Raw genomic sequence first — 23,319 nt, forward strand, 5'->3', positions numbered from 1 at the left:
ACAAAAATAAGCGTTAAATTATTTTTTTACTCTTTTCTTAATCAAAATAAACGCTATAATTCCTATAATCATAAACGGCCAAATGTAAACCAATCCTATAAAAAATAGTTTTAAAACCTCCCAACCAGATGTAAAACCTTCTTTTAGTTCTGCAAAAAATGTTTTCTTGTAATGCTCTGGTTCTTCTATGTATTCAACGGTTTCATATAAATCGATCTGAATGGTACTAAACGCAACTTTATTAGTCAAATATTTTAATTGTCCTTGGCTCGATTCAATTTCTTCTTGTATGTGTCGTAGTTTTTCTTCAACATCTAATAAGTCTTTGACGCTTTTTGCTTTGGTCCTTAGGATAGATTCGTAGCGTTCCTTGACTTCTAATTTAGTTTTTAATCTAGCTTCAACATCTATAAATTCTGAAGTTACATCTTTCGTCGTTATATTTTCGTATTCAATAAATTCTGCAACACTGCTAATTGAATCCATAATAACATCAAAATCTCTGACGGGCACTTTTAAAGTGAATCTATTTTCTTTTTTGTACAGATTATTTTCGAAACGCAAATCTGAGATATACGAATTATAAGCTTGTGAAATTTGTTTTACAACCTCAGTTGCTCTTTTTACATCTTTCACCTTGTATCTTACATTCGCTGATTTTATGATTTTTAAATTTTTCAATTCCGGAAGTGGTTTGTTACTTTCTTCATCGTCAGTTTCAATAGCTCCAAAGTCGGTTTCTACATCAACACCTTTTAAAGCAAAATTTTTGGATGACTCTGAATGATTACATGCGACAAATAGAATTGCCATAACACATAATTTTAATACTGTTTTTAATGATTTACGTTTCATAATGTTTTATTTTTAAGATTTAAATCAAATCTATATTGAAACGCGCGGCACCAATTGTATAGCTGTTGTAAAACAATTGTAAAACGCGTACAGTACTAAAAATCAAATTATTAACGCATCCCAGCTATTGATTTCTAACGACTTACAATTATTCAACACACTTAAAGAATTGGTTATAAAAACTTTTCTTAAGAAGCATAATGCGTCTAAATCTGTAAAAGATTGGAGTGGTAATGAGATTGTATTGTTTCAGGAAGATTTATTTGATAGTGTAAAAGCCAGAGTCAGCGAAAAATGGTTTTATACCTACTTTAAAAATGATGCTGAAAAATTGCCAAGAGTTGATATGCTTAATTTACTGAGTGCGTATGCTGGCTATAAAAATTGGTCAGATTTTAAAAACTCAAATCATGTAGCACCTAACAACAAACCTAAATCACTAAAGCTTTTTATAATATTACCTATTTTAATACTAACCCTATTGACTGCTATTTGGCTATCCAACAGAAGCCACAACTATTCAATTTGTTTTATTGATGATATAAAAGGACAACCTATAAATTCTATACGTTTGGATATAAAAATCCTGAATACAGACGAAACGCCAACATACTTAAAATCTAATTCTAATGGCTGTTTTAATTACTCAACCAATGCGGACTATATAAAATTTGTAGTGCAATCTCCATATCATAAAACTGATACTATTGTAAAATCTATTAAAAATATAGATCATGGTAATGTAAAATTAAACACAGATGATTATGCTTTAATGTTAGATTATTACTCTAACAATAACATTGTAGACTGGAAAGCACACAGAGTAAATCTTGAAAAGATATTCTCTAATGATGCTTTAATTTATCAAGTTTATCCAAATAATATAGGTATTGAATTATTTACGAAGAATGAATTTATTAATAAGTTAACCACACCAACCAAAAGCTTGAAACAGATGAAAATCCTTAGCAAAACCTATGCTAACGGTAAAATTGTGAAACTTAAATTTATAATAGAATGAAACGTTATATAACACTTTTAGTTCTAATATTATGTAGTTGCAACAACGTCTCTAATGATAAGTCTATTCCACATTCAGAAATGGATGATTTAGAAAACAATGCTATAAGTACTTTGGATATTGAAAAACCAAACTTCACTGAATTGCATATTATTGAAGAGAAATTACAAGATACTTATGACCTAATTTACTTATCTGAAAAGAATTCAGATTTTGAAACAACTAAACTATCTAATTCAATAATCATTCAAAATTTAGATAGCTTAGACCATCAAGGTTCACCTTTTATAACTGATTTACATCAAATTGGAAACACCGAAACTGTAAATGATTCGATATCACATATTAGATTTAGTTATATTTTAAAACAAGGAAATTCAGAACAATTAGACACCCTAAAAGCCATCATAAAAAAACAAAACATTACGATTGAAGGTCACACTAAAACAGCATTAAAGATTGATTTCACAAATCGCAACGATTAATTGTTAACTACAATCATTTTAGAATACGCATTTACCTTCAATAAATAAACACCTGTTTCTGCAGCAGTTAACTTTATAGTTGTGGTGTTTGTATAGGCATCAAAACTTCTATCTTGTAGTTGAATTTGTCGTCCACGCATATCGAATACCGCAATAACATCATCTGTTTTTGTATTTGAAATATGTAGCTCACTGTTTGTCGTAGGATTAGGGTAAACATTGATTTCTTTAGAAAACTCTAAAATACTCAGCACATCACCTTCAAAATAAGGAACGGCAAAACTAAACGACTCTTCCGCTACAACCTGACCTACAAACCTACCAGGAATATCATCTGCTGGAGGATGAATGCCTCCCCAAATTCGACTTAAACTGGTCTGGTCTGATGCATCTCTATAGGTTGCCCATTGTAAAACCACATCTTGTGATGGTCCTTCTTCAAACACCAAAAACTCATTCTTCTTTGCTACAAATTCAGCCATACCTCCTGGGAAAAATTCATCTCCAGTTATCATTGTCATTAGTTCCGCGGCTGCACGAGAATAAGTGGAATGACCAGAAACAAAACCTGCAAAAGGTGGTGTTACAAATGTAGGCCTTTGGTAAGGGTACCAATCTTCAGCTAAAATCCAACCAACTCCAGCCTGATCTGTTTCAGTGTTACTTATAAAGTCGTGGCCTTTCCAAGTATATAACTTTATCTTTCCTATATGCTGATTAGATAATCCAGCCAATGGATCTCCTTCTTCAACTATTTCTATGTAACCATCAATCAATTCAATTCCTGAAACACTATAATTATCTAGTGATGGATCTGTACTTTGCCCTTGTTCTGCCATATATCGAAGTGCTGATATTGGTCTAATATAATCATACCATCCTTTTATACTCCACGCCGAAATCGCAGCATCGTGCATACCTCCACCGAGTACAAAATAAGATTTTACATCCCATTCTAACGGGTTTAGAATGTCATCTTCACCCTGAAAACGCTTTTCAAAATGTGGATGATCACTCACATAATTCAACAATGTAAACCAATGACCTGGTGGAGTTTCAGAATCTGGTCCGTCTGCCCAAAATTCTGCTAAAACTCGCGTATAATCTCCACGAGGTACCATATTAGATTCGTACGGATTGCCTGTAAATGGATTTACTGCATGTCCAGTACTATTTGCACCACCATCAATAAAATTATAGTAATCTGAATAATCTTCATAATTTGTTGGATAGGTATTAATATCTGTATTTCCTATAGATTTTGGTGAAATATCCCACATTACGTTATCACTAGGATCCAAATGCGCTTGCCAAACAGATACCATAGAGAATCCCCATTTATATGCTTCACTTTCTGAAGTGTTTTCTGTTGTGCTTATATATGGTGGATGTGATGGGTCATGATACACATTATATATGTCGCCATCTCTGTCATATGTAATTTTATCTTCATCGGTTAAAGCAAAAGAAGCTACATTTCCCCATTCTGGGCTTAAAAACGGAGGCACACTACCATCGATAATATTCCCACTTTGATCAATATAAGTCTCTAAGCTTAAAGGCTCCCATCTATTTGGATCGTTAATTGGAGGGTGAGACGATAAATCTAATGCATAAGGTGCATTTACAGGTTCATAATAAGCATTATTATACCCTGAAGCCTCTCTTGACCCATCTTGTAAACCATAATCTATTAACGTTTGCGCAACAAAATTACCTAAAGCTGCTGCTCTCCCATTTTCATACAGCAGGGATGTATATGTCATATTATAACCCAATTTATCCATTATCAAATCGAATCTCGCTTGGGTAACTTCAAGATTTGGAGAATTTTGAAAACGATGAGATAGTAAGCGGTACATCGCAAAACTTATAGCAATTTTTTGAGATTCTTCTTTACTTTCTGCTGGAATAAAATCGTCTAATGTACTGCTAAATCCATGTACTGTATTTCCTATTAAGTAAGGCGCAGCAACATCGTCATAAATGGCCCAAATATCATACATCGCAACGCTAGTATGAAATAAGTTTCTAGCATGAATAGTTGGTCTCGCATAATCCCGTCTAATAGCTTCGAGCAATGCTTCATTCCATAAACGCGCAATGGATATATCTTCAGGAAGATTATCGACACCCAAACTAACTTCAACCGACGATTGTAAACTAGTACATTGTTCACTAATTTCTGTAACTGATATAGAACCCGATTCTTCTATATGCCATTTTACTGTAATCGTATCGGTGCCTTGCCCACTCAGTATGTCTCCACCTACAACTGACCAGTTTGCAGTAGATTCATTTCCTATGTTATAACTATAGGTTTCAGTGGCTAAAAAAGACGAAGATAAATTACCACTAATAGTATCTGGTGCTAAATAAGTACAAGAATCATCACTTAATGTTGCTTCCGGATTATAATTACAAGACAATGGATCTGTACACCCATAAGTTTTCTGACTCGGAATAATATTCATCACTTCATAACCTTGACCTTCGGTTGCCTTTATTGTCGTATTTGCGTTTAAATTGAGGTAAGTCTCTTCTAAACCAGAAGGCCATTTTATTTCTAATGAAAGAATACTAGTTGCTTCACCTAAACCAAAATGTACGGGTTGTAAACTCTGAGATAAAAAGCCAACACCAGAATTATATCGTTTTAAAATTCCATTTTCTGTAGTGATCGTAACTATTGTTCCAATAGCATCACGATTTGACGTTGTGCCTTCTAATTTAACTTTAAAAAAATGTAGGTCAGGATTAGTAATATCAAAATTTAATGTTTTGTTTTCATATAAAATCGATGGTCTATCACTATTAGTAACAAATAAATCGATATCACCATCGTTATCATAATCCCAATCAATGGCTTCAACACTAATAGTTACTTCATCTAATCTTAGTTCTGATGACACATCTTGAAACTTATCTTGTCCTTGATCATAAAGACTTCTAAAGTAGTAATTTGACTCTGCAGATCTGTTCCCAAAATCATAGCCATTAACGATAAATAAATCCTCATCTCCATCTAAATCAAAATCAGAAAATCGTGCTCCCCAAGACCATCCAGTATTAACCAAATCTAATTGACTTGCTATTTCAATAAACGTATTATCACCATTATTATGCAAAAATAAATTTTGGTCTATTGCTGTTATAAAAATATCAAAACTACCATCACCATTATAGTCACTTATAGTAATTCCCATATCATCCTCCATCGTATTAACACCGTATGATGAAGCTTCATTTAAGAAAGAATCACCATTAGAATTAATATATAAGTAGTTCGGTTTCCCAAGGTCATTTGACACCAGCAAATCCATAAAACCATCTTCATTAAAATCAAAAGGTAATGCTGTAAAGCTTGGACGACCAATACTCGTAAAAAGACCCGTTGAAACAGTGACATCTGTAAACGTTTCATCTCCATTGTTTTTATAAAGTTGATTACTTCCGCATCCGTTCCAGTCATTAATATAAATATCTAAAAATCCATCATTATTATAATCAAACCAAGTTGCACCAGTATATCTGCAAAGGTTAGTAGGCAAAAAACCAGCTGCTTCCGTTATATCTATAAACGTGCCGTCTCCTGCGTTTTTCCATAATTGCACTTTTAATGAATTAGTTAAGAATAAATCTGGAAACCCATCATTATTAAAATCCCCCCAAAATGCTCCACTTTTATTTCCGTCTAGACCAAAATACTCACTGCCTCCTTCATCTTGTGACAATAAGTTAACTAAGCCTGAAATTTCTGTAACATCGGTAAACGTACCATCATTGTTATTTTGAAACAAACGACTTAATGTTTTAGGGTTATTGGGGTCGTCCTTAGCCTTTGCCACAACAAAAATATCCAAATCGTTATCTCCGTCATAGTCTGCAACGGCCACTCCGTTATTCTCTTGAAGCACACCTAAACCTACAGTGTACTCTACTCGATTAAACACTTGCGCAGCGCTATTTTGAAGCATAAAAATCAATAAAAAAACACCGTATAAATGCTTTTGGTTTTGTAGTTTTTTAATCATCCTCGATTTTTTTTATAAATATATCAATTAACGTTAACATTTCCTTAACTTTTTATATAATAACAAGTTGCATCATGTTTTATGCGCTAGAGATAATTGATATCTCAAACTACTTATTACATTATTCTTAACAGTACAAACCTTGACGTTGGTCTAAAAAAATAGTAACTTAGCTAGACACTATATAATGCAAAAATTATGGCATTTATTGACTATTATAAAATACTTGGTGTAGATAAAAATGCTACCAAATCCGATATAAAAAAAGCTTATCGAAAGCTGGCGAGAAAACACCATCCAGATTTAAATCCCAACGACAAAGACGCTGAGTTAAAATTTAAGCAGGTTAATGAAGCCAACGAGGTTTTAAGCAACGACGAGAACCGAAAAAAATACGATAAATACGGAGAAAATTGGCAGCATGGTGAAGCTTATGAGCAAGCTGAAAAACAGCAACGCCAATCTCAGCAACATTATCAACGTTCATCAGGCGCTCAAGATTTTGGAGATGGTGATTATTCTGATTTTTTTGAATCCATGTTTGGAGGTGGTTTTGGTCAACGAAGTGCTAATGTAAAATTCCGAGGCCAAGATTTTAATGCCCAACTTCAATTAGACCTTAAAGATGTTTATACGACCGAAAAACGAGTCTTGACTGTTAATGGTAAAAATATTCGGTTAACGATTCCTGCAGGAGTTAGTAATGGTCAGGTCATTAAAATAAAGGGCAAAGGTGGTGAAGGAGTTAATGGAGGCCCTAATGGAGACCTATTGATTGAGTTCAGCATTAATAACACAACTAATTTTAAGCGTGATGGAGCTCACCTCTACAAGGATGTCCATTTAGATTTATACAAAGCAGTTTTAGGTGGAGATATTACTATAGACACATTTGATGGCAAAGTAAAGTTGAACTTAAAACCTTTAACCCAAAATGGAACTCAAGTAAAATTAAAAGGCAAAGGCTTTCCTGTATATAAAAAAGACGGACAGTTTGGTGATTTATACATTACATACACCATTGAATTACCAAAAAAACTATCTGATAGAGAAAAGGAACTTTTTGAAGAACTCGCAAAATTACAATAGTTATGACTAAAGCTTGCTAATAATTTTATGACACAAGAAAATGATAATAGCGAGCAACATGTATCATAAAAAATCATACTTGCCATCGTGGTAAGCAATAAATCTTAACACATGAAAGACACACAGTTTATACCATTACCAAGTTTATGCACGCACTACAAAATTGAAATGTCTTTTTTTGATGGCTTAAGCGAATACGGACTTATTGAATTCATTTCAGTTGAAAAAACCTATTGCATTCACCAAGATAAAATGGCAGATGTAGAAAAAATGATTCGCTTGCACCAAGATCTTCAACTTAATTTTGAAGGTATTGATGCGGTTTTTAATCTGTTGGAAAAAATTGATTATTTAAAATCGGAATTAACAACAACTAAGAATAAATTAAAGCGTTTTGAAGAAAATTAATTTTACTTACGGAGTAGAGTTAGAAACCTGTAACACCTTTCCGTTGTAATATCTATTTCCTGTTAATGCAAAATCTTGAATGTACTTTGCCATTTCTATAGCCGTTGTTGGCGCTTTATAGCCTGGAAATGCTTCTTCTAACATTTCAGTTTGCACAGCTCCCAATGCTAATACATTAAATTGAGGACCTGTTTCTTTATATTCTTCTGCTAATAATTCTGTCATTGTAATTACAGCTCCTTTACTAGAACTGTACGCTGACAATCCCGGAAATTTCATACTACCTTGTATGCCTCCCATTGAGCTTATAGTCACAACATGGCTATCACTTTTCATAAACGGTAAAACCGTTCTGGTTAATTCAGAAACCCCAAAGACATTGGTTCTATACACGTTTTCAAAATCGCGAAACGTTGTTTCTGAAAACGGTTTATTGATAATAGCTCCAGCATTGTTGATTAAAATATCAACGTGTTTCCATTCACTTTTAATGAAATGTGCTACTTTTTGATAATCGTCCTCATTACATAAATCGAATGCAAATGACGAGATATTATCAAAATGAAGATTAGAGATTGGTTTTGCGTTTCGAGATAAAGCCAAAACATTATGTCCTTGATTCGCTAATAAATGAACCAATTCAAAGCCAATACCACGACTTGTTCCTGTAACTATTATATTTTTACTCATTTTTTAAAACAGCTTCTTTTAATACAACTTCTTTTGTTGGCGCATTCATCATACCTTCTAAGGCAGGAATCATTTTATTTATAAAATTCACCATGTGTTGGTAATCCATTTTATCGGCTTCATCGTCTACATGATGATAATAATCGAAATTTGTAAAGTCGAAAGTTGAAATAGCATGTGCTGGCATATTCAATTCTTTAAAGAAAGGAAAGTTATCTGACCTCATAAATAAATTCATTTGTTGCGCTCCTGGAAAAAACCCAACCACTTCTTCGCCTGCATATCCATTTAAAATCTCAGCAAAATTAGACCGTTTGTAACCACTCATATATGCCATAACCTCAGTGGAGTCTCTAGGCACACCAATCATTTCAAAATTAATCATAGTGTAAGCGTTTATAGCTTCGCTTTTTAAGCGTGCTGCTAAATGCGCTGCTCCCTTTAATCCCTTTTCTTCCGCATCATATAACGTAATTAAAATACTGCGTTTATTTGTTTTTGTTTTGGCAAAATAAGCTCCCAACTCCATAGCCGCAATAGTACCAGAAGCATCATCGTTTGCACCATTAGCAATGGAATCTCCTTCCACAACTTTTCCTTTGCCTATATGATCATAATGACCTCCAAGAATAACAAATTCATTCTTTAGTTTAGGGTCGTTTCCCTCAACCACTCCAACAATATTATAAGCGTCTATATCATTTAGTTTAAAAGAATCGCGATAGGTTTTAAAATATGGTGTAATAGCATTAGCTTTTAAATAATCTTCAATAAATACAGCTGCTTTTTCAAGACCTTCACTTCCCGTTTCTCGACCACCTAACTCGTCTGAAGCTAAATACTCCATACTTGTTTTAATGGCTTCCTGTGAAATTGTAGGTTTAGCATTCTCACCATCTTTTCCATCTTTAGCTTTCATATTAAAAGCGCATGAACAAACTAACCCTATTAAGACTATTGAAAGAATTTTTTTCATTCCTATTTTATTTTAGTGTTTAAATATAAAAAATCCTGATTCGAAACCCGATAGATATCGGGACAAATCAGGATTATATGATTTAGATTCTTCGCTACGCTCAGAATGACATTTTTTAAACCAACATTGTCACAGGGTTTTCAATATAACCTTTTAAGGTTTGAAGGAATTGTGCTCCCGTTGCTCCATCTACAGTTCTGTGATCGCAAGCCAAACATAGTTGCATAGTATTACCAACTACAATCTGTCCGTTTTTAACCACTGGCTTTTCAACAATATTTCCAACAGATAAAATAGCTGAGTTAGGTTGATTAATAATTGATGTAAAACTATCAATACCAAACATCCCTAAATTAGAAACTGTAAACGTACTACCTTCCATTTCATCTAAAGCCAATTTCTTGTTTCTTGCTTTACCAGCAAATTCTCTAACAGCTGCACCAATTTGTGGTAAACTTTGCTCGTTTGCAAATTTAACCACAGGCACTAATAAACCATCTGGTACTGCAACTGCCACACCAATATGAACATGGTTATTTAACTGCATTCTATCATCGAACCATTGCGAATTTACTTGAGGATGCTGCTTTAAAGCTAAAGCACATGCCTTTACAATGATATCGTTATATGAAATTTTAGTGTCTGGAATTGAGTTATATTGTGTTCTAAATGCTATTGCATTTTCCATATCAAACTCCACATTTAAATAATAATGTGGTGCAGTAAATTTAGATTTTGCTAAGTTCTTAGCAATCGCTTTACGCATGTTTGAATTTGGTACTTCATCAAAATCTTCCTGACCAGTTGGCACAAATTTACCAACTGATGCTCCTTGAGCAGCAGGTGTAAAGTTTTCGATATCTTTCTTTACGATTCTTCCGTTTTCACCAGTACCTTTAACTTGATTTAAATTAACACCTTTCTCGTCAGCCATTTTTTTAGCTAATGGAGAAGCAAAAATTCTTGAAGAATTTGAGCTAGAAGTTGAAGCTTTTGGAGCTTCCTTCTTTTCTTCTACTTTTTTAGGCTCAGCCTTTGGTGCCTCCTTTTTAGGAGCTGATTTTTCTTCTTTTTTAGCGTCACCATTATCTGCCTTAAAGTTTTTTGCTATGTCTGAAACATCTGTACCTTTTGGACCAATAATAGCCAATAAAGAATCTACTTTTGCAGATTCCCCTTCATTTAAACCAATATGTAATAAGTTACCAGATTGGAATGATTCAAATTCCATAGTGGCCTTATCTGTTTCAATCTCAGCAAGGATATCTCCTTCTTCAACCTCATCACCTACTTTCTTTAACCAAGTTGCTACAGTACCTTCTTCCATGGTATCACTTAGGCGAGGCATGGTCACAACAGTAACACCTTCTGGTAATTCTACGTCACTAGTTGACTCAGAATCGACATCTGAAATATCTTTTGATTCATCTTTACTTTCTGGAGCTTCATCAGATTTTTCAACTTCAGAACTTCCGTTTAAATAACTAGAAATATCTTCTCCTTCGTCTCCAATAATAGCTAAAAGCGTGTCTACTTTTGCAGTTTCTCCTTCTTGAATACCAATATGTAATAGCGTTCCTTCGTTAAAAGACTCGAACTCCATGGTTGCCTTATCGGTTTCTATTTCAGCTAAAATATCACCTTCTTCAACTTTGTCACCAACTTTTTTTAACCAAGAGGCAACTGTTCCTTCTTCCATGGTGTCGCTCAAACGCGGCATATTTATTACTTCTGCCATAGTTTACTTTATTTTGTGGTCTATAAATGGGTAATCTTCTTGTTCATATACAACATCGTACATCACATTCTTATCAGGGTAAGGAGATTCGTCTGCGAATTTCTCACATTCTGAAACGCGTTTCTTAACATCTTTGTCAATCGCTTTTAAATCTGCTTCAGTTGCATATTCTTTTTCAAGAATAATATCTTTTACTTGTGTTATTGGGTCAATTTTCTTGTACTCAGCAACCTCATCTTTTGTTCTGTAGTGCTGTGCATCAGACATTGAATGCCCTCTATAACGGTAGGTTTTTACTTCTAAAAATGAAGGTCCTCCGCCTTTTCTTGCTCGTTGAATAGCTTCATCAAACGCTTCTGCTACTTTGATAGGGTTCATACCATCTACTGGTCCTGAAGGCATATCGTAACCCAAACCAAGTTTCCATATTTCAGTATGATTTGCTGTACGCGCTACTGAAGTTCCCATGGCATAACCGTTGTTTTCACAAACAAATACTACAGGTAAATTCCAAAGCATTGCTAAGTTAAAGGTTTCGTGTAACGACCCTTGTCTTGCCGCACCATCTCCAAAACAACAAATAGTAACAGCATCTTTATCGTGGTATTTATCACCAAATGCAATACCTGCACCTAAAGGAATCTGACCTCCAACAATACCATGACCTCCATAAAAACGGAATTCTTTTGAAAAAATGTGCATCGATCCTCCTAAACCTTGTGAGGTTCCCGTTGCCTTTCCGTATAATTCTGCCATAACGCGTTTAGGATCTACTCCCATTCCAATAGGCTGAACGTGATTACGGTATGCCGTTATCATTTTGTCCTTTGTTAAATCCATGGCATGTAAAGCACCTGCTAATACAGCTTCTTGGCCATTGTACAAGTGAAGGAATCCTCGAACTTTTTGTTGGATGTAAACAGCGGCAAGCTTGTCTTCAAACTTTCGCCAGAACATCATATCCTCATACCACTTTAGGTAAACTTCTTTGGTTATTTTTTGCATTTCTTGATGAGTTCTTTATAATAATATAGAATAACAAAAATAACACATTAGTCAATAAAGAAGAAACAGTATCTGATAAAAAAAATAAACGATTACTGATTTTATTGCAACAAAAACCTTATAATACTGAGCTTTCAAAAAGAAGAGGCAATAAATTGGCAAGTGAGTTAGATTTTACCACCTTACCTTGGGCTCCCATGAAGTAAATTTCTATAGGTTGATCTTGTTTTATTTCGTATTCCGCTATAGATTGTCTACATGCTCCACATGGAGGAATAGGTTTATCTGTTACTTGATGTTGTGAGGAAGCGGTTATTGCCATTTTTAGAATTTTGGCTTTGGGATATTTTGAGCCTGCATAATAAATAGCTGTACGTTCTGCACATAAGCCTGAAGGAAAACAAGCGTTTTCTTGATTACTTCCAATAACCTCAATACTATTATCGAGTAAAATAGCAGCTCCTACTTTAAATTTTGAGTAAGGTGCGTACGCATTTTCTCTAGCTTCTATAGCCGTATTCATTAAATTTTGAATAGCCTTAGGAAGCTCGTTCATATCATCATAGACCTGTAATGTAGTTTCAATCTTGACTTCCTTCATAGTTTACTGTTTATTTTAGACAAAAAAACTATTGCTTTAATAAACAATAGTTTTTTTGATATTTAAATATAATAATACATTTTAATATTCATTGTATTCACCATCTCCAAAATTAAAGGTTAGTGAAAAACGTAAGGTGTTTTCTAATGGACTTTGAATTTTAGACGCTGAAAACAAATATGATAAATCTACATTTATAGTGGTGTACTTAAATCCTGCTCCAAGTGCAAAAAACTTACGTGCCCCTTTATCATCTGCTTCATTAAAATATCCTGTTCTGAAAGAAAAATTTTCTTGATAAGTGTATTCTGCACTTAATGCCCAAGTAAACTCTCTTAACTCTTCACTAAAACCACCTGGTGCATCACCAAACGACTGAAATACTCCATTAAGAAAACTAACATCAGGATCTTGACCTTCTAAAATTATATCTCTATTAATTGGATTGCCTGGAAAACCGACTAAATCATCTTCGCTCTCTTCATATGTTCCGTTTCCATTATTGTCTGTAAATTCATATTCATTACCATAAATAGGAGGTGTTGGCACTAAATACTTAGAAACTTCAGCTGTAACAGCTAACGTACTGTATTGATCGAAGATAAAATCGAAACCTGCACCTAATCTTAAATTTGTTGGTTGAAACACATCGTTACCAGCATCATCGTACTTAAATTTTGGACCTAAATTCTGAATTGCAAAACCTGCTCTCCAACGGCCATTAAAATCATTATACGCTTCTTCTTCACTTTGATAATACCCTGTAATATCCGCACCAAATGTGCTACCTGCTTGTGCATTAGAATCTACCTGTCCTATTCTTAAAGCAGATCTCATGTAACGCATAGCAACAGCCATAGAGAACTGATTACCTAATCGTAAGGTGTAAGCACCATCAATAGCATATTCATTTGGTTTCACAGCAGTACCTGGATCACTTGCATCTTGCGTTAGTACAATTTCACCTAATGAAAAGTATTTAAGCCCAAGAGAGAATGCGCTAACATCATTTATTCTATTAAAATAGGTAACATAACTTAAGGAAATGTCATTTACCAATCGTGTTAAATACGGTGTATAACTTAAACTGACTCCTTGCTTCGTTTCAGAAAACACATATTTCGCTGGATTATATTGTTGCGAAAAGCCATCTACTGATGTTGCGACTCCCATATCTCCTAAAGAAGCAGATCTCGCATCTGGTGCAATAAGCATAAAAGGTAAGCCTGTTGTTATAACTCTGCTATCAAAGTCATTTGGTAAAACTACTGTTGTCTGACCATAAGTAGATCCTATTGTCACAAGTGCGATAAGGGTTAAAATATGTTTTTTCATGTTCAATTTTTGAAAACTAATACCTCTTTAATAGTATTAATTAGTTAGCAAATATAAATTATTATTATAGTATGACAAGTTTTTGAATTTTTTCAACTTGTTTATTTAAACGATTAGATTTCACTTTTAGTTTATAGACATAGACTCCTTTTCCAATTTTATCACCAAAATCGTCTCTTCCATCCCAAACAACACTTCTAGATAATGAGGTAGAACCTTTGTTACAACACTCATCTGCACTTGTTGTTCCATTTAAAGTTCTTACCAATTTTCCTGAAACAGTAAATATCTGTACTGAAATATCTAAAGGTTCTGAACTATTGTGATTAAACCAGAACTCTGTATAATTCACAAAAGGATTTGGGTAGTTTAAGACATTGTTTACGACTAACTCTTCATCTTTATCAAAAACAACAAACTGAATTTCTGCTGTCGACGAATTATTATAAACATCCCAAGTCTTTAAAGTTAAAGTATGCATTCCAGGTTCTAAATCTCTAAATGGATAAGACACTGTACCATTAGTATAGTCATCTACATCAGCTTGATAATAGTTATTTAAAACTATTGGGTTGGTTTCATCTCCATCAATAATAGCAGTAATATCATGACCAATTCCACTTGCTGTATTTATGCCGTTATCATCTTGAAGCTTTGCTAATAAAATAGGAGATTCATTTGTTATACCTCCTGAAACAAAGTTTTCGTCATTCATATATAAATTAATGACTGGCCCTATATTATCTTCTGGTGCATCCTCATTAATACCACCAATTTTAATATCGAAATTTGCACCTGCTTGATTTGAAAGCGGGTTTTCTGTTTGCGCATAAAAACTCACCTTACCATTGCCAACAGGAATACCAATATCTTTTGGCACTATAAAATCGAATTCAAAGAGTCCATTCACTACACTAGCCTGTCCTTTAAATATAACCTCGCCTAAAGTTGAAAAGTCCATAACAATAAGTTCTCCACTAGCATCTGTAACTCCATCATTAGCTAATGTTTGGCGTGCAATATCTTTATCGAAAACTGTTGCAGTTAGCGTACCATTATAATTAGACATTAAATTACCATTTGCATCAATAACTTCGCCTGCTAATTTTGTATAACTTAAAGCTTCTAGAACATCCGTGGATTGTGCAACTTCTACATCATTTATTTTAGTTAACCTAATATCTGGTTCGGCAAAAGTTAATTTCATTGCAGGATCACCAATATAAAACACTAATCGTTTTTGACTTGAGCCCGCTATACTATTATCTGATTTTGTTAATCGTAAAGCTTCTGCCACAGATACGTTTTCGTAACCTTCGAATGCAAATAAATAGTCATCCAATACTTTATTAAGAGACTCTCCAACAGACACAATTATTTGACGTGTTGTTGTTACCAGCGCAATTGCACCACCATTGGTGTTCCAAAACGTATATTCACCTGCAGTTTTTCGATTAGGGTCATCGAATTTGGTGTATTCACAAGTTACTGTGATAAACAAATTATACTTGCAAATATTATTAATATCCTGAGAATCTATTTTATCGAAAATTCGTTCTTTCGCAATTCCATCTTCACCTCCATGACCAAAATAATTAACCACCAAAGCTCCTACCTCGATGGCATCCTTTATAGCATCATTAACTTTTGGGTATCTATTTCCTGCTGCTGAGGATTCTTGCTCAAATGCATCTGAATGAATCTTTACAACATTTAAAAATGATTTTTCTTCGTTTAAAGTTGTTCCTAAATTATCTGTAGTTACTTGTAGTCTATTCTCCCAAGCTTCATCAACATCATCAGAAATCAGTAATATATTATTTCTCCAACTACCATAAGATTCGGGTTGGTAATAGGTATTCACTTTATCCACCAATTCTTTAGCGCGCTGCAAATCGTCTGCTAAAATTCTACCAACAGCAATATCCATTCGATCTGAACCAGCCATACCGCCTTCATTATCATCTAACATGGCATAGAAATCGTCTGAAACAAAAGAGCTTGTTAGACTAAAACTATTATTAGTGTACCATGAAGGCACTAAATTAGTGTTGTTTCTGATTCTATTTTTATAATCATAAGAACCATCTCCAAATAAACAAAGGTACTTTAACCGATTACTTGGCGAACTCGCGTTGTCGTAAACGTACTTCACAAAATTACGCAGTGCAGCAATATCTTGGCTACCTGTACTAAATTCATTGTAAATCGTTTGTAGATCTACGACCTTCACTTTGAGGTTATATTGATCTCTATTAATTTGCGCTAGTCGTTCTGCTTGTGTTAAAAATTGAGAAGGTGACAAAATGATATAATCAATATCTTCAAACTGACCTTGTGCATTGGTAAAAATTGTGCCTTTCAAATTTTGATTCGCCACTGTAGTCCTAGAATCTGTTTTAGGCACAAATACGTTAGCGTTAGAAAATGCTAAATACATTCGTTCCTCTCCAGATTGCGCCTTAAAAGACAAAGTGCTTTCATTACCTGAATTTACTATAGTACTCACATTAAAGCGATCAGTTATATCCCAAATTTCTTTAACGTTTGTGGTATTATCAACATTGTACTGTGCGATTCCTGGCGTGGTAATAACCTCTTTATTTTTAAAAACTAACTGTTCCCCTTCATATCTTAAATTTCGAGTAGCTTCAATATTAATATAATCTAAAAAGGCATTTGCCGATGGATTTCCGCTATTGTTATAATCGAATTCTACTGTAATTAAATCTGAAGTAATATTCTGTTGTTGGTTATATGTTGAGGCAGTTGCTAAAACCGAACCTGGATTAATAGCACCTAATCCCATATTTGTAACCTGATTACCATTAATTGTAATATTCATATTTGTTGGCACTTCTGAAACAGAACCTACAGCTATGTTAAAATCTACAGGCACAGTAGTAACTAAGTTAGGGAATTCAAACTCATAAGACCGTTGATTTTCAATATCAAAATCATCACCAAACCAACGACGCCCTAATTTGGCAAGGTTATACTCATCTACTTCATAAAACTGATAATCCTGAAACGTATCAATTTCAATATCAGCCGCAGCATTAATAGTTGGCATATTTTGGATACGCTTCCCATTTCCTGAGCTAATATTTAAGTAGTAATAGGTTTTATCTGTATATAAGTTTAAATTGGTGTTACTTTCTTCACTATACGTTTTAGGACCTTCACCATAAAAAAGGATATAATCTGAATTATCAAAGCTTCCATCTTCTTCACCGACGAATTTTATGGCATTTTCTACCACATCAAAAGGATAATTCTCAGAATTTTCCAATGGTAACATACGTCCACCATTACCATAAATTTTAATGGTTCTAGGATCAATAGAGTTGGTATTAACTCCTAAGTTATTTATAAAACTTTTAGATAGTTTAAAGACACCTGAGTCTTCTATATAAAACCGAAACCATTGTCCACTGCTTAAAACGGAATTTGTAATTTCAGTTACACCCATTGTACTATATGTTCGACTAGATAATACACTATAGTTAACAGTAAATGTTTTTATCTTCTTATAAACACCTCTATCCTTTATAATAGGACTTATTTCAAAATAATGGCTATATTTTCCTCTCGCGTTCGTGTTAAACAACTTATACTTAGGTGCATTCGGGATAAGTTCTGGGTTTAAACCCTTTAAGTCATTGGAAGAAATGGTCTCGTAAGAAATATTTGAAACTGCAACAGAGCTTTCGTCAATTTGACCTCCATTACTATCCCATTGTGCAAAAAAGCTTAATCCGTTACTTGGATCATAGTTAAAATGGTTCTCATCAAAAGTTGGAACTTCAATTTTACTATAGCCCGTTTCTAAAACTTTATAACCATCCCAATTAATATTAAATTGTTTTTGCTGCCCAAAAGAAAGCATCGTAAGTAATAGAAAAGAGATTAAATAGCAATTTTTCATTGGTTCTTTTTCGATTTTAGTCTCAATTAGAATAACAAGCAATACGACTATTATAATATATGCTTATATTTCACTAATAGAATAACGATGATTAAAGGACGTTATTATGACTACACAATTTTAATTTCAAAAATACAACAATAAATCATTTCTCGGCTCGTTATTAAAGGGCAAAATACATCGATAAATTGAAAAATATCCGATGTTCTGTATAAAAAAAAGGATGAAATGCACAATTTTTTATATTTAGTTGAAAAAAAAAGTTGTTAGTTTACCTTTAATTGTTATATTGCGACTCTAAAATTAAACGAGCTTACTTAAACGTATGGATATGAAACATGTCTCAAACCTAAAATTTTTAATAGCAGTAACGCTTTGCGCTTCGATTGTAAGTTGCAACCGTTCTTCTAATTCTGGCAACGTAGATAGTGCCACAGGCTGGAAAATCAACGATAGACAAGGTGGTTTTCAGTACAACACCCAATTTAAAGAGCAGGAAACTCCTCCAGGAACGGCTTTCGTTGAAGGTGGAACCTTTACTATGGGTAAAGTACAAGATGACCCAATGCACGATTGGAACAATACTCCAAATCAACAGCATATACAGTCCTTCTATATGGATGAAACTGAAGTTACCAATGTAAACTATTTGTTTTATTTAGATTATTTAAAAAATGTATACCCACCAGACGATCCTAACTATGCTTTAATATATAAAGGAGCACTTCCTGATACATTAGTATGGAGAAATCGTTTAGGTTATAACGAAATGATGACAGAAAACTATTTACGTCATCCTGGTTATGCAGATTATCCTGTAGTTGGTGTTAGTTGGATTCAAGCCGTTGAATACGCTAATTGGAGAACTGACCGTGTTGCAGAATTATCATTACAAGAAGCTGGATACATAAAAAGAGATGCACAATATACAGACGTTAGTGCAGAAAGTACATTTAGTACAGACACCTATATTAATGCACCATCACAAACCTACGGTGGAAACGCAGAGGTATTAGAAGGCGGACAACGTAGACAACAAGTTGATGCAGACGGAAACCCTATTAATGTTTATGCAAATAGAGAATCTGGGTTAATTCCTGTAAAATACAGACTACCAACCGAAGCTGAGTGGGAATACGCTGCTTTAGGTATGAGTGAATTACGCCAATATAATGTTTATAGAGGCCGTAAAAAATACCCTTGGGATGGTCAATATACTAGATCTGGTAGACGTGTAAACCGAGGAGATCAATTAGCTAACTTTAAGCAAGGTAAAGGTGATTATGGTGGAATTGCAGGTTGGTCTGACGATGGCGCTGATATTACCGCAGAAGTAAGAACATACGAACCTAATGATTACGGCTTATATGATATGGCTGGTAATGTTGCCGAATGGGTTGCTGATGTTTACAGACCTATTGTAGATGATGAATTTAATGACTTTAACTACTATAGAGGTAATGTATATTCTAAAAACGCAATTAACGAAGATGGTACGGTGAAAATTGTAACTATAGACGAAATTGTTTACGATACTTTATCTAATGGTAGAATTATCGCTAGAGATTTACCAGGAGAAATTGCAACAGTTCCTATTGATGAAGAAGAAACATATTTAAGAACTAACTTCAGTCAAAGTGACAACAGAAACTTTAGAGATGGTGACAAACGTTCTTCTCGTTATTACAGAGAAAGTTTTGACGAAACAGAAGGAGGTAAAAGTTCTACTAGTAAAATGTACAATTCTCCAAAGCACTCTGTAGTAGTAGATTCTACTGACGGAACAATGATTAGAGAATATGACCAATCTAGCAGCAGAACATCATTGATTAACGATGAAGTAAGAGTTTATAAAGGTGGATCATGGAGAGATAGAGCGTACTGGATTGACCCAGCACAACGTCGCTACTTCCCACAAGATATGGCAACAGACTATATTGGTTTTAGATGTGCCGTTTCTAGAGTAGGTTCTAAAAGTGCTAACGCTGGAAAAAGACGTAACTAAATAATCGTTTAATAATATTTTAAAAAGTCCTGATATATTTATCAGGACTTTTTTTTATTTTAGATCTACTTAACACAAATCTTTAAAGTATTATCTTTAAAAGACCATTCCATTAAGAAAAGCATATAAAAGCTAATACGTACAATAAAAACACGCATGAATTCAGAAGAATTATATCAAAAATTTAAAACCTGTTCGAGCATATCAACAGACACCAGGAAACTACAACAAGATTGTATGTACTTTGCCCTTAAAGGTGATAATTTTGATGGTAATAAATTTGTATCTAAAGCTTTTGATGCAGGAGCTAAATTTTGTGTTGTAGATAACAAAGCTGCTGTAATAAATAACAGTTGCATCTATGTCAAAGACGTATTAGCTACTTTACAAAACCTAGCAACATACCATAGAAATGTAATTAAGATTCCTATTATATCTCTAACAGGTAGTAATGGTAAAACCACTACAAAGGAACTCATTAATGCGGTTTTAGCTACAACCTACAAAGTAAAAGCAACAATTGGAAACCTCAACAACCATATTGGTGTTCCGTTAACCCTATTGAGGTTTACAGATGACTTAGACTTTGGAATTGTTGAAATGGGAGCTAATCACCAAAAAGAGATAGATTTTTTATGCGGTATTGCACAACCAGACTATGGTCTCATTACTAATTTTGGCAAAGCACATTTAGAAGGTTTTGGCAGTGTTGAAGGCGTTGTTAAGGCCAAATCAGAATTATATGATTATATAACACAAAACGACAAAACAGCATTTGTAAATACAGATGATGAGAAGCAAGTACAGCAAATTGGCACATATAGTAAGACGGTCACTTTTGGGAGTAATCTAAATAACGATTGCACGATAACTTTTAAGAGTGCCAATCCTTATGTAACTTTATCATATAATGACACACATATCGAAAGTCAACTCATTGGTGACTACAACTATGGAAATATAGCAGTTGCTATAGCGATTGGACAGCAATTTAATGTAACTACAGAAAACATTAAACGCGCTATTACAAGTTATCAGCCAGACAATAACCGGTCTGAGATTATTAAAAAGGAATCTACAACAATTATCCTCGATGCTTATAACGCAAATCCGACAAGCATGTTGGCCGCACTTAAAAACATAGAACAGTTAAATGCTGAAAATAAACACCTATTTCTAGGAGATATGTTTGAATTAGGAACAGAAACGGAAACGGAACATCAGGCCATTGTAGATTTTATTGAGTCTAATTTTAACAAGAACGTTTATATTATAGGAAAGCACTTTTACAAAACGACTACAAAAGATTCTACTCATAAATTCAACAGTTTTGAAGACTTAAAACCACATTTAAAAACACTAGGGCTTAACAACACGACTGTTTTAATTAAAGGCTCGCGTGGCATGGCTTTAGAACGAATTTTGGATTACATTTAATAGACGGATAGCGTTTGGTATGTTTTAATTAAAATAACATTCATTGATATCATTAACTATGAAATAATTATATAGCCAATTTCCTAATATAAAGTCTGATTTTTAGACATACCACTGATACAAATACGATTTTACGAAACCATGCAAAATGCAATTAAGATAATCATTAACAAACTTAAACAGCTCGTCTCTAAATTATTTAAGAGACATGATCCCCAAATACCTTATATTATAATTGCTATCATTGCCATATTGATCGTCATTGTTGGCATATATTCTTTTGTTGAATTAACAAAAAACTTAAAGTCTACAACCTTAGCCCAATTCGATACAACTGTTACGGAATATATACTCACTCATAGAAATCCGACACTCACCAATTATTTTATATTTATTACTGATATTGGAGATGTTTATGGCTACCTATTTGTGTTTACATTGTGTAGTTTGGCATTTATATTAATTTTAAAGAAATGGCAATATGCAGTGCAGCTTATCATCGTAATTATTTTAGCATTAAGCTCTAATATTATTCTAAAAAAAATAATAAACAGATCTAGACCAGAACTAGAACATTTAGTCACAATAGAATCCTTAAGTTATCCTAGTGGTCATGCGATGACAGCTATGGCGTTTTATGGTTTTTTAATCTATCTGTTTTATCATTTTAAAATGAATTTAATTCTAAAACTGCCAATCATCTTGATTTTTATGTTTTTAATTGCAAGCATAGGTATCAGTAGAATTTATCTTGGTGTACACTTTCCTTCAGACATTATTGGAGGTTTTATCGCTGGCATAATTTGGGTTGTTTTATGCGCCCTTATATTTAATCTTTTTGAAATCTACAAAAAATCGTCTAAGCCTTAACCCAGGTTTATTTAGGTTAAAAACTAATTAACTTTAAACCACAAGATTTAAGATATAGCTGTATTATAAAAAACCATTTGAAGATATTTCAAATGGTTTTTTTGAGTTCTAAGGACGTATTTATTATTGATTGTGATTGACCATCCAGTCAATACCAAACTTATCTGTACAGCGACCAAAATAACCCCATTCTCTTTCGCGATAGTTATGATGAACCTTACCTCCTTTTGATAAGGATTCAAAAAGGGTTTTGCCTTCGTTGTTATCAGAGGCTTCAATACTCATGTGACATTGATTTCCGCTATTAAGTGGAGTATCTGGTGAGGCATCATAAGCCATAAAATGTATATTTTTTCCTTTCAATTCAGCATGCTGTAATTTATTGGCATACGATGAAGGAACATCTATTTTCTTATCTTCATAAGTCTGACGATTAACAATTTTAGCATCAAATAAATCACCATAAAACTTTAGTGCTTCTTGACAGTTTCCTTTAAAGGATAAATAGGCTTGTATTTTCATGATATTAGATTTTAATTAAACAAATTGTGAATCTTAAGATATTTAAAACCGTAATGAACCATTAGCTGATTTCATAATTTCTATTGCTCATTCACTGAAAAACCGCATCATGAAGAGGTATTACAAATTAATACTTTGATGGACTAACTAGGTTGTTCCTGATTAATCCCACGCCTGTAAATAGAAAATCCTAAATCGCAAAAAAGTGATTTCTAGTTTTACGCATATAAAACACCTTCAAATCTATGATTTGGGTGTTTTACAAGTAAGTACTTTAATGGATTAACTGCGTTGTTCCAGATAAAAACCACTACTGCAAA

At 33.6% G+C, this 23,319-nt stretch carries 17 protein-coding genes; 7 read left to right on the plus strand and 10 right to left on the minus strand.

Annotated elements, in window-relative coordinates; all coding sequences use genetic code 11:
- Nucleotides 1-18: 18 nt before the first annotated feature.
- Nucleotides 19-855, minus strand: coding sequence for a DUF4349 domain-containing protein (locus K1X16_RS15440; protein WP_225037032.1), 837 nt, complete (start codon nucleotides 853-855; stop codon nucleotides 19-21).
- A 127-nt stretch (nucleotides 856-982) separates the two neighbouring features.
- Between K1X16_RS15440 and K1X16_RS15445 the strand changes: the two genes are divergently transcribed.
- Both K1X16_RS15445 and K1X16_RS15450 read left to right on the plus strand, forming a co-directional pair.
- Nucleotides 983-1,876, plus strand: a complete 894-nt coding sequence (locus K1X16_RS15445) for a hypothetical protein (protein WP_225037033.1) — start codon at nucleotides 983-985, stop codon at nucleotides 1,874-1,876.
- Complete coding sequence (locus K1X16_RS15450; protein WP_225037034.1) at nucleotides 1,873-2,361, plus strand: hypothetical protein; 489 nt, start codon at nucleotides 1,873-1,875, stop codon at nucleotides 2,359-2,361. Before K1X16_RS15445 ends, K1X16_RS15450 begins: the two co-directional genes overlap by 4 nt.
- On the opposite strand, the gene K1X16_RS15455 is transcribed toward K1X16_RS15450, so the two are convergent.
- Entirely contained in the window at nucleotides 2,358-6,395 is a 4,038-nt protein-coding gene (locus K1X16_RS15455; protein ID WP_225037035.1) for an FG-GAP-like repeat-containing protein, read from the minus strand. The genes K1X16_RS15450 and K1X16_RS15455 overlap by 4 nt on opposite strands.
- A gap of 198 nt (nucleotides 6,396-6,593) precedes the next feature.
- Here K1X16_RS15455 and K1X16_RS15460 point away from each other — a divergent pair, with 198 nt between their 5' ends.
- Both K1X16_RS15460 and K1X16_RS15465 read left to right on the plus strand, forming a co-directional pair.
- Nucleotides 6,594-7,484: a DnaJ C-terminal domain-containing protein gene (locus K1X16_RS15460; RefSeq protein WP_225037036.1), complete on the plus strand. Its 891-nt coding sequence runs from the start codon at nucleotides 6,594-6,596 to the stop codon at nucleotides 7,482-7,484.
- Between the two features lie 111 nt (nucleotides 7,485-7,595).
- Complete coding sequence (locus tag K1X16_RS15465; RefSeq protein WP_195871584.1) at nucleotides 7,596-7,892, plus strand: chaperone modulator CbpM; 297 nt, start codon at nucleotides 7,596-7,598, stop codon at nucleotides 7,890-7,892.
- A gap of 6 nt (nucleotides 7,893-7,898) precedes the next feature.
- On the opposite strand, the gene K1X16_RS15470 is transcribed toward K1X16_RS15465, so the two are convergent.
- From K1X16_RS15470 to porU, 7 genes are all read right to left on the minus strand, one after another.
- Entirely contained in the window at nucleotides 7,899-8,582 is a 684-nt protein-coding gene (locus tag K1X16_RS15470; RefSeq protein ID WP_195871583.1) for an SDR family NAD(P)-dependent oxidoreductase, read from the minus strand.
- On the minus strand, nucleotides 8,575-9,558 hold the full coding sequence (locus K1X16_RS15475; protein WP_225037037.1) for a M28 family metallopeptidase: 984 nt from the start codon (nucleotides 9,556-9,558) through the stop codon (nucleotides 8,575-8,577). The genes K1X16_RS15470 and K1X16_RS15475 overlap by 8 nt, the downstream gene beginning before the upstream one ends.
- A gap of 115 nt (nucleotides 9,559-9,673) precedes the next feature.
- Nucleotides 9,674-11,296, minus strand: coding sequence for a pyruvate dehydrogenase complex dihydrolipoamide acetyltransferase (locus tag K1X16_RS15480; RefSeq protein WP_225037038.1), 1,623 nt, complete (start codon nucleotides 11,294-11,296; stop codon nucleotides 9,674-9,676).
- 3 nt (nucleotides 11,297-11,299) lie between these two features.
- Complete coding sequence (gene pdhA, locus K1X16_RS15485; protein ID WP_195871580.1) at nucleotides 11,300-12,301, minus strand: pyruvate dehydrogenase (acetyl-transferring) E1 component subunit alpha; 1,002 nt, start codon at nucleotides 12,299-12,301, stop codon at nucleotides 11,300-11,302.
- A gap of 118 nt (nucleotides 12,302-12,419) precedes the next feature.
- The gene (locus K1X16_RS15490; RefSeq protein WP_195871579.1) at nucleotides 12,420-12,902 is read right to left on the minus strand and encodes a cytidine deaminase; all 483 of its coding nucleotides are present in this window, start codon (nucleotides 12,900-12,902) and stop codon (nucleotides 12,420-12,422) included.
- Nucleotides 12,903-12,983: 81 nt separating this feature from the next.
- Nucleotides 12,984-14,237, minus strand: coding sequence for a type IX secretion system outer membrane channel protein PorV (gene porV, locus K1X16_RS15495; protein ID WP_225037039.1), 1,254 nt, complete (start codon nucleotides 14,235-14,237; stop codon nucleotides 12,984-12,986).
- A gap of 64 nt (nucleotides 14,238-14,301) precedes the next feature.
- A complete protein-coding gene (gene porU / locus K1X16_RS15500; RefSeq protein ID WP_225037040.1) occupies nucleotides 14,302-18,165 on the minus strand; it encodes a type IX secretion system sortase PorU in 3,864 nt (1,287 codons plus the stop codon).
- A gap of 325 nt (nucleotides 18,166-18,490) precedes the next feature.
- On the opposite strand from porU, the gene gldJ reads away from it, so the two are divergent.
- From gldJ to K1X16_RS15515, 3 genes are all read left to right on the plus strand, one after another.
- On the plus strand, nucleotides 18,491-20,170 hold the full coding sequence (gene gldJ / locus K1X16_RS15505; RefSeq protein ID WP_195871576.1) for a gliding motility lipoprotein GldJ: 1,680 nt from the start codon (nucleotides 18,491-18,493) through the stop codon (nucleotides 20,168-20,170).
- Nucleotides 20,171-20,326: 156 nt separating this feature from the next.
- Nucleotides 20,327-21,607 (plus strand): UDP-N-acetylmuramoyl-tripeptide--D-alanyl-D-alanine ligase, encoded by a 1,281-nt coding sequence (locus K1X16_RS15510; RefSeq protein ID WP_225037041.1) that lies wholly within the window; start codon nucleotides 20,327-20,329, stop codon nucleotides 21,605-21,607.
- 141 nt (nucleotides 21,608-21,748) lie between these two features.
- Nucleotides 21,749-22,477, plus strand: coding sequence for a phosphatase PAP2 family protein (locus K1X16_RS15515; RefSeq protein WP_225037042.1), 729 nt, complete (start codon nucleotides 21,749-21,751; stop codon nucleotides 22,475-22,477).
- Nucleotides 22,478-22,600: 123 nt separating this feature from the next.
- On the opposite strand, the gene K1X16_RS15520 is transcribed toward K1X16_RS15515, so the two are convergent.
- Nucleotides 22,601-22,999 carry a VOC family protein gene (locus K1X16_RS15520; protein ID WP_225037043.1) on the minus strand — a complete coding sequence of 133 codons (399 nt, stop codon included), beginning with the start codon at nucleotides 22,997-22,999 and terminating at the stop codon, nucleotides 22,601-22,603.
- Nucleotides 23,000-23,319 lie beyond the last annotated feature (320 nt).

It is taken from the genome of Winogradskyella sp. SM1960, from assembly GCF_020179375.1.
In the GTDB taxonomy this organism is placed as follows: domain Bacteria; phylum Bacteroidota; class Bacteroidia; order Flavobacteriales; family Flavobacteriaceae; genus Winogradskyella; species Winogradskyella marina.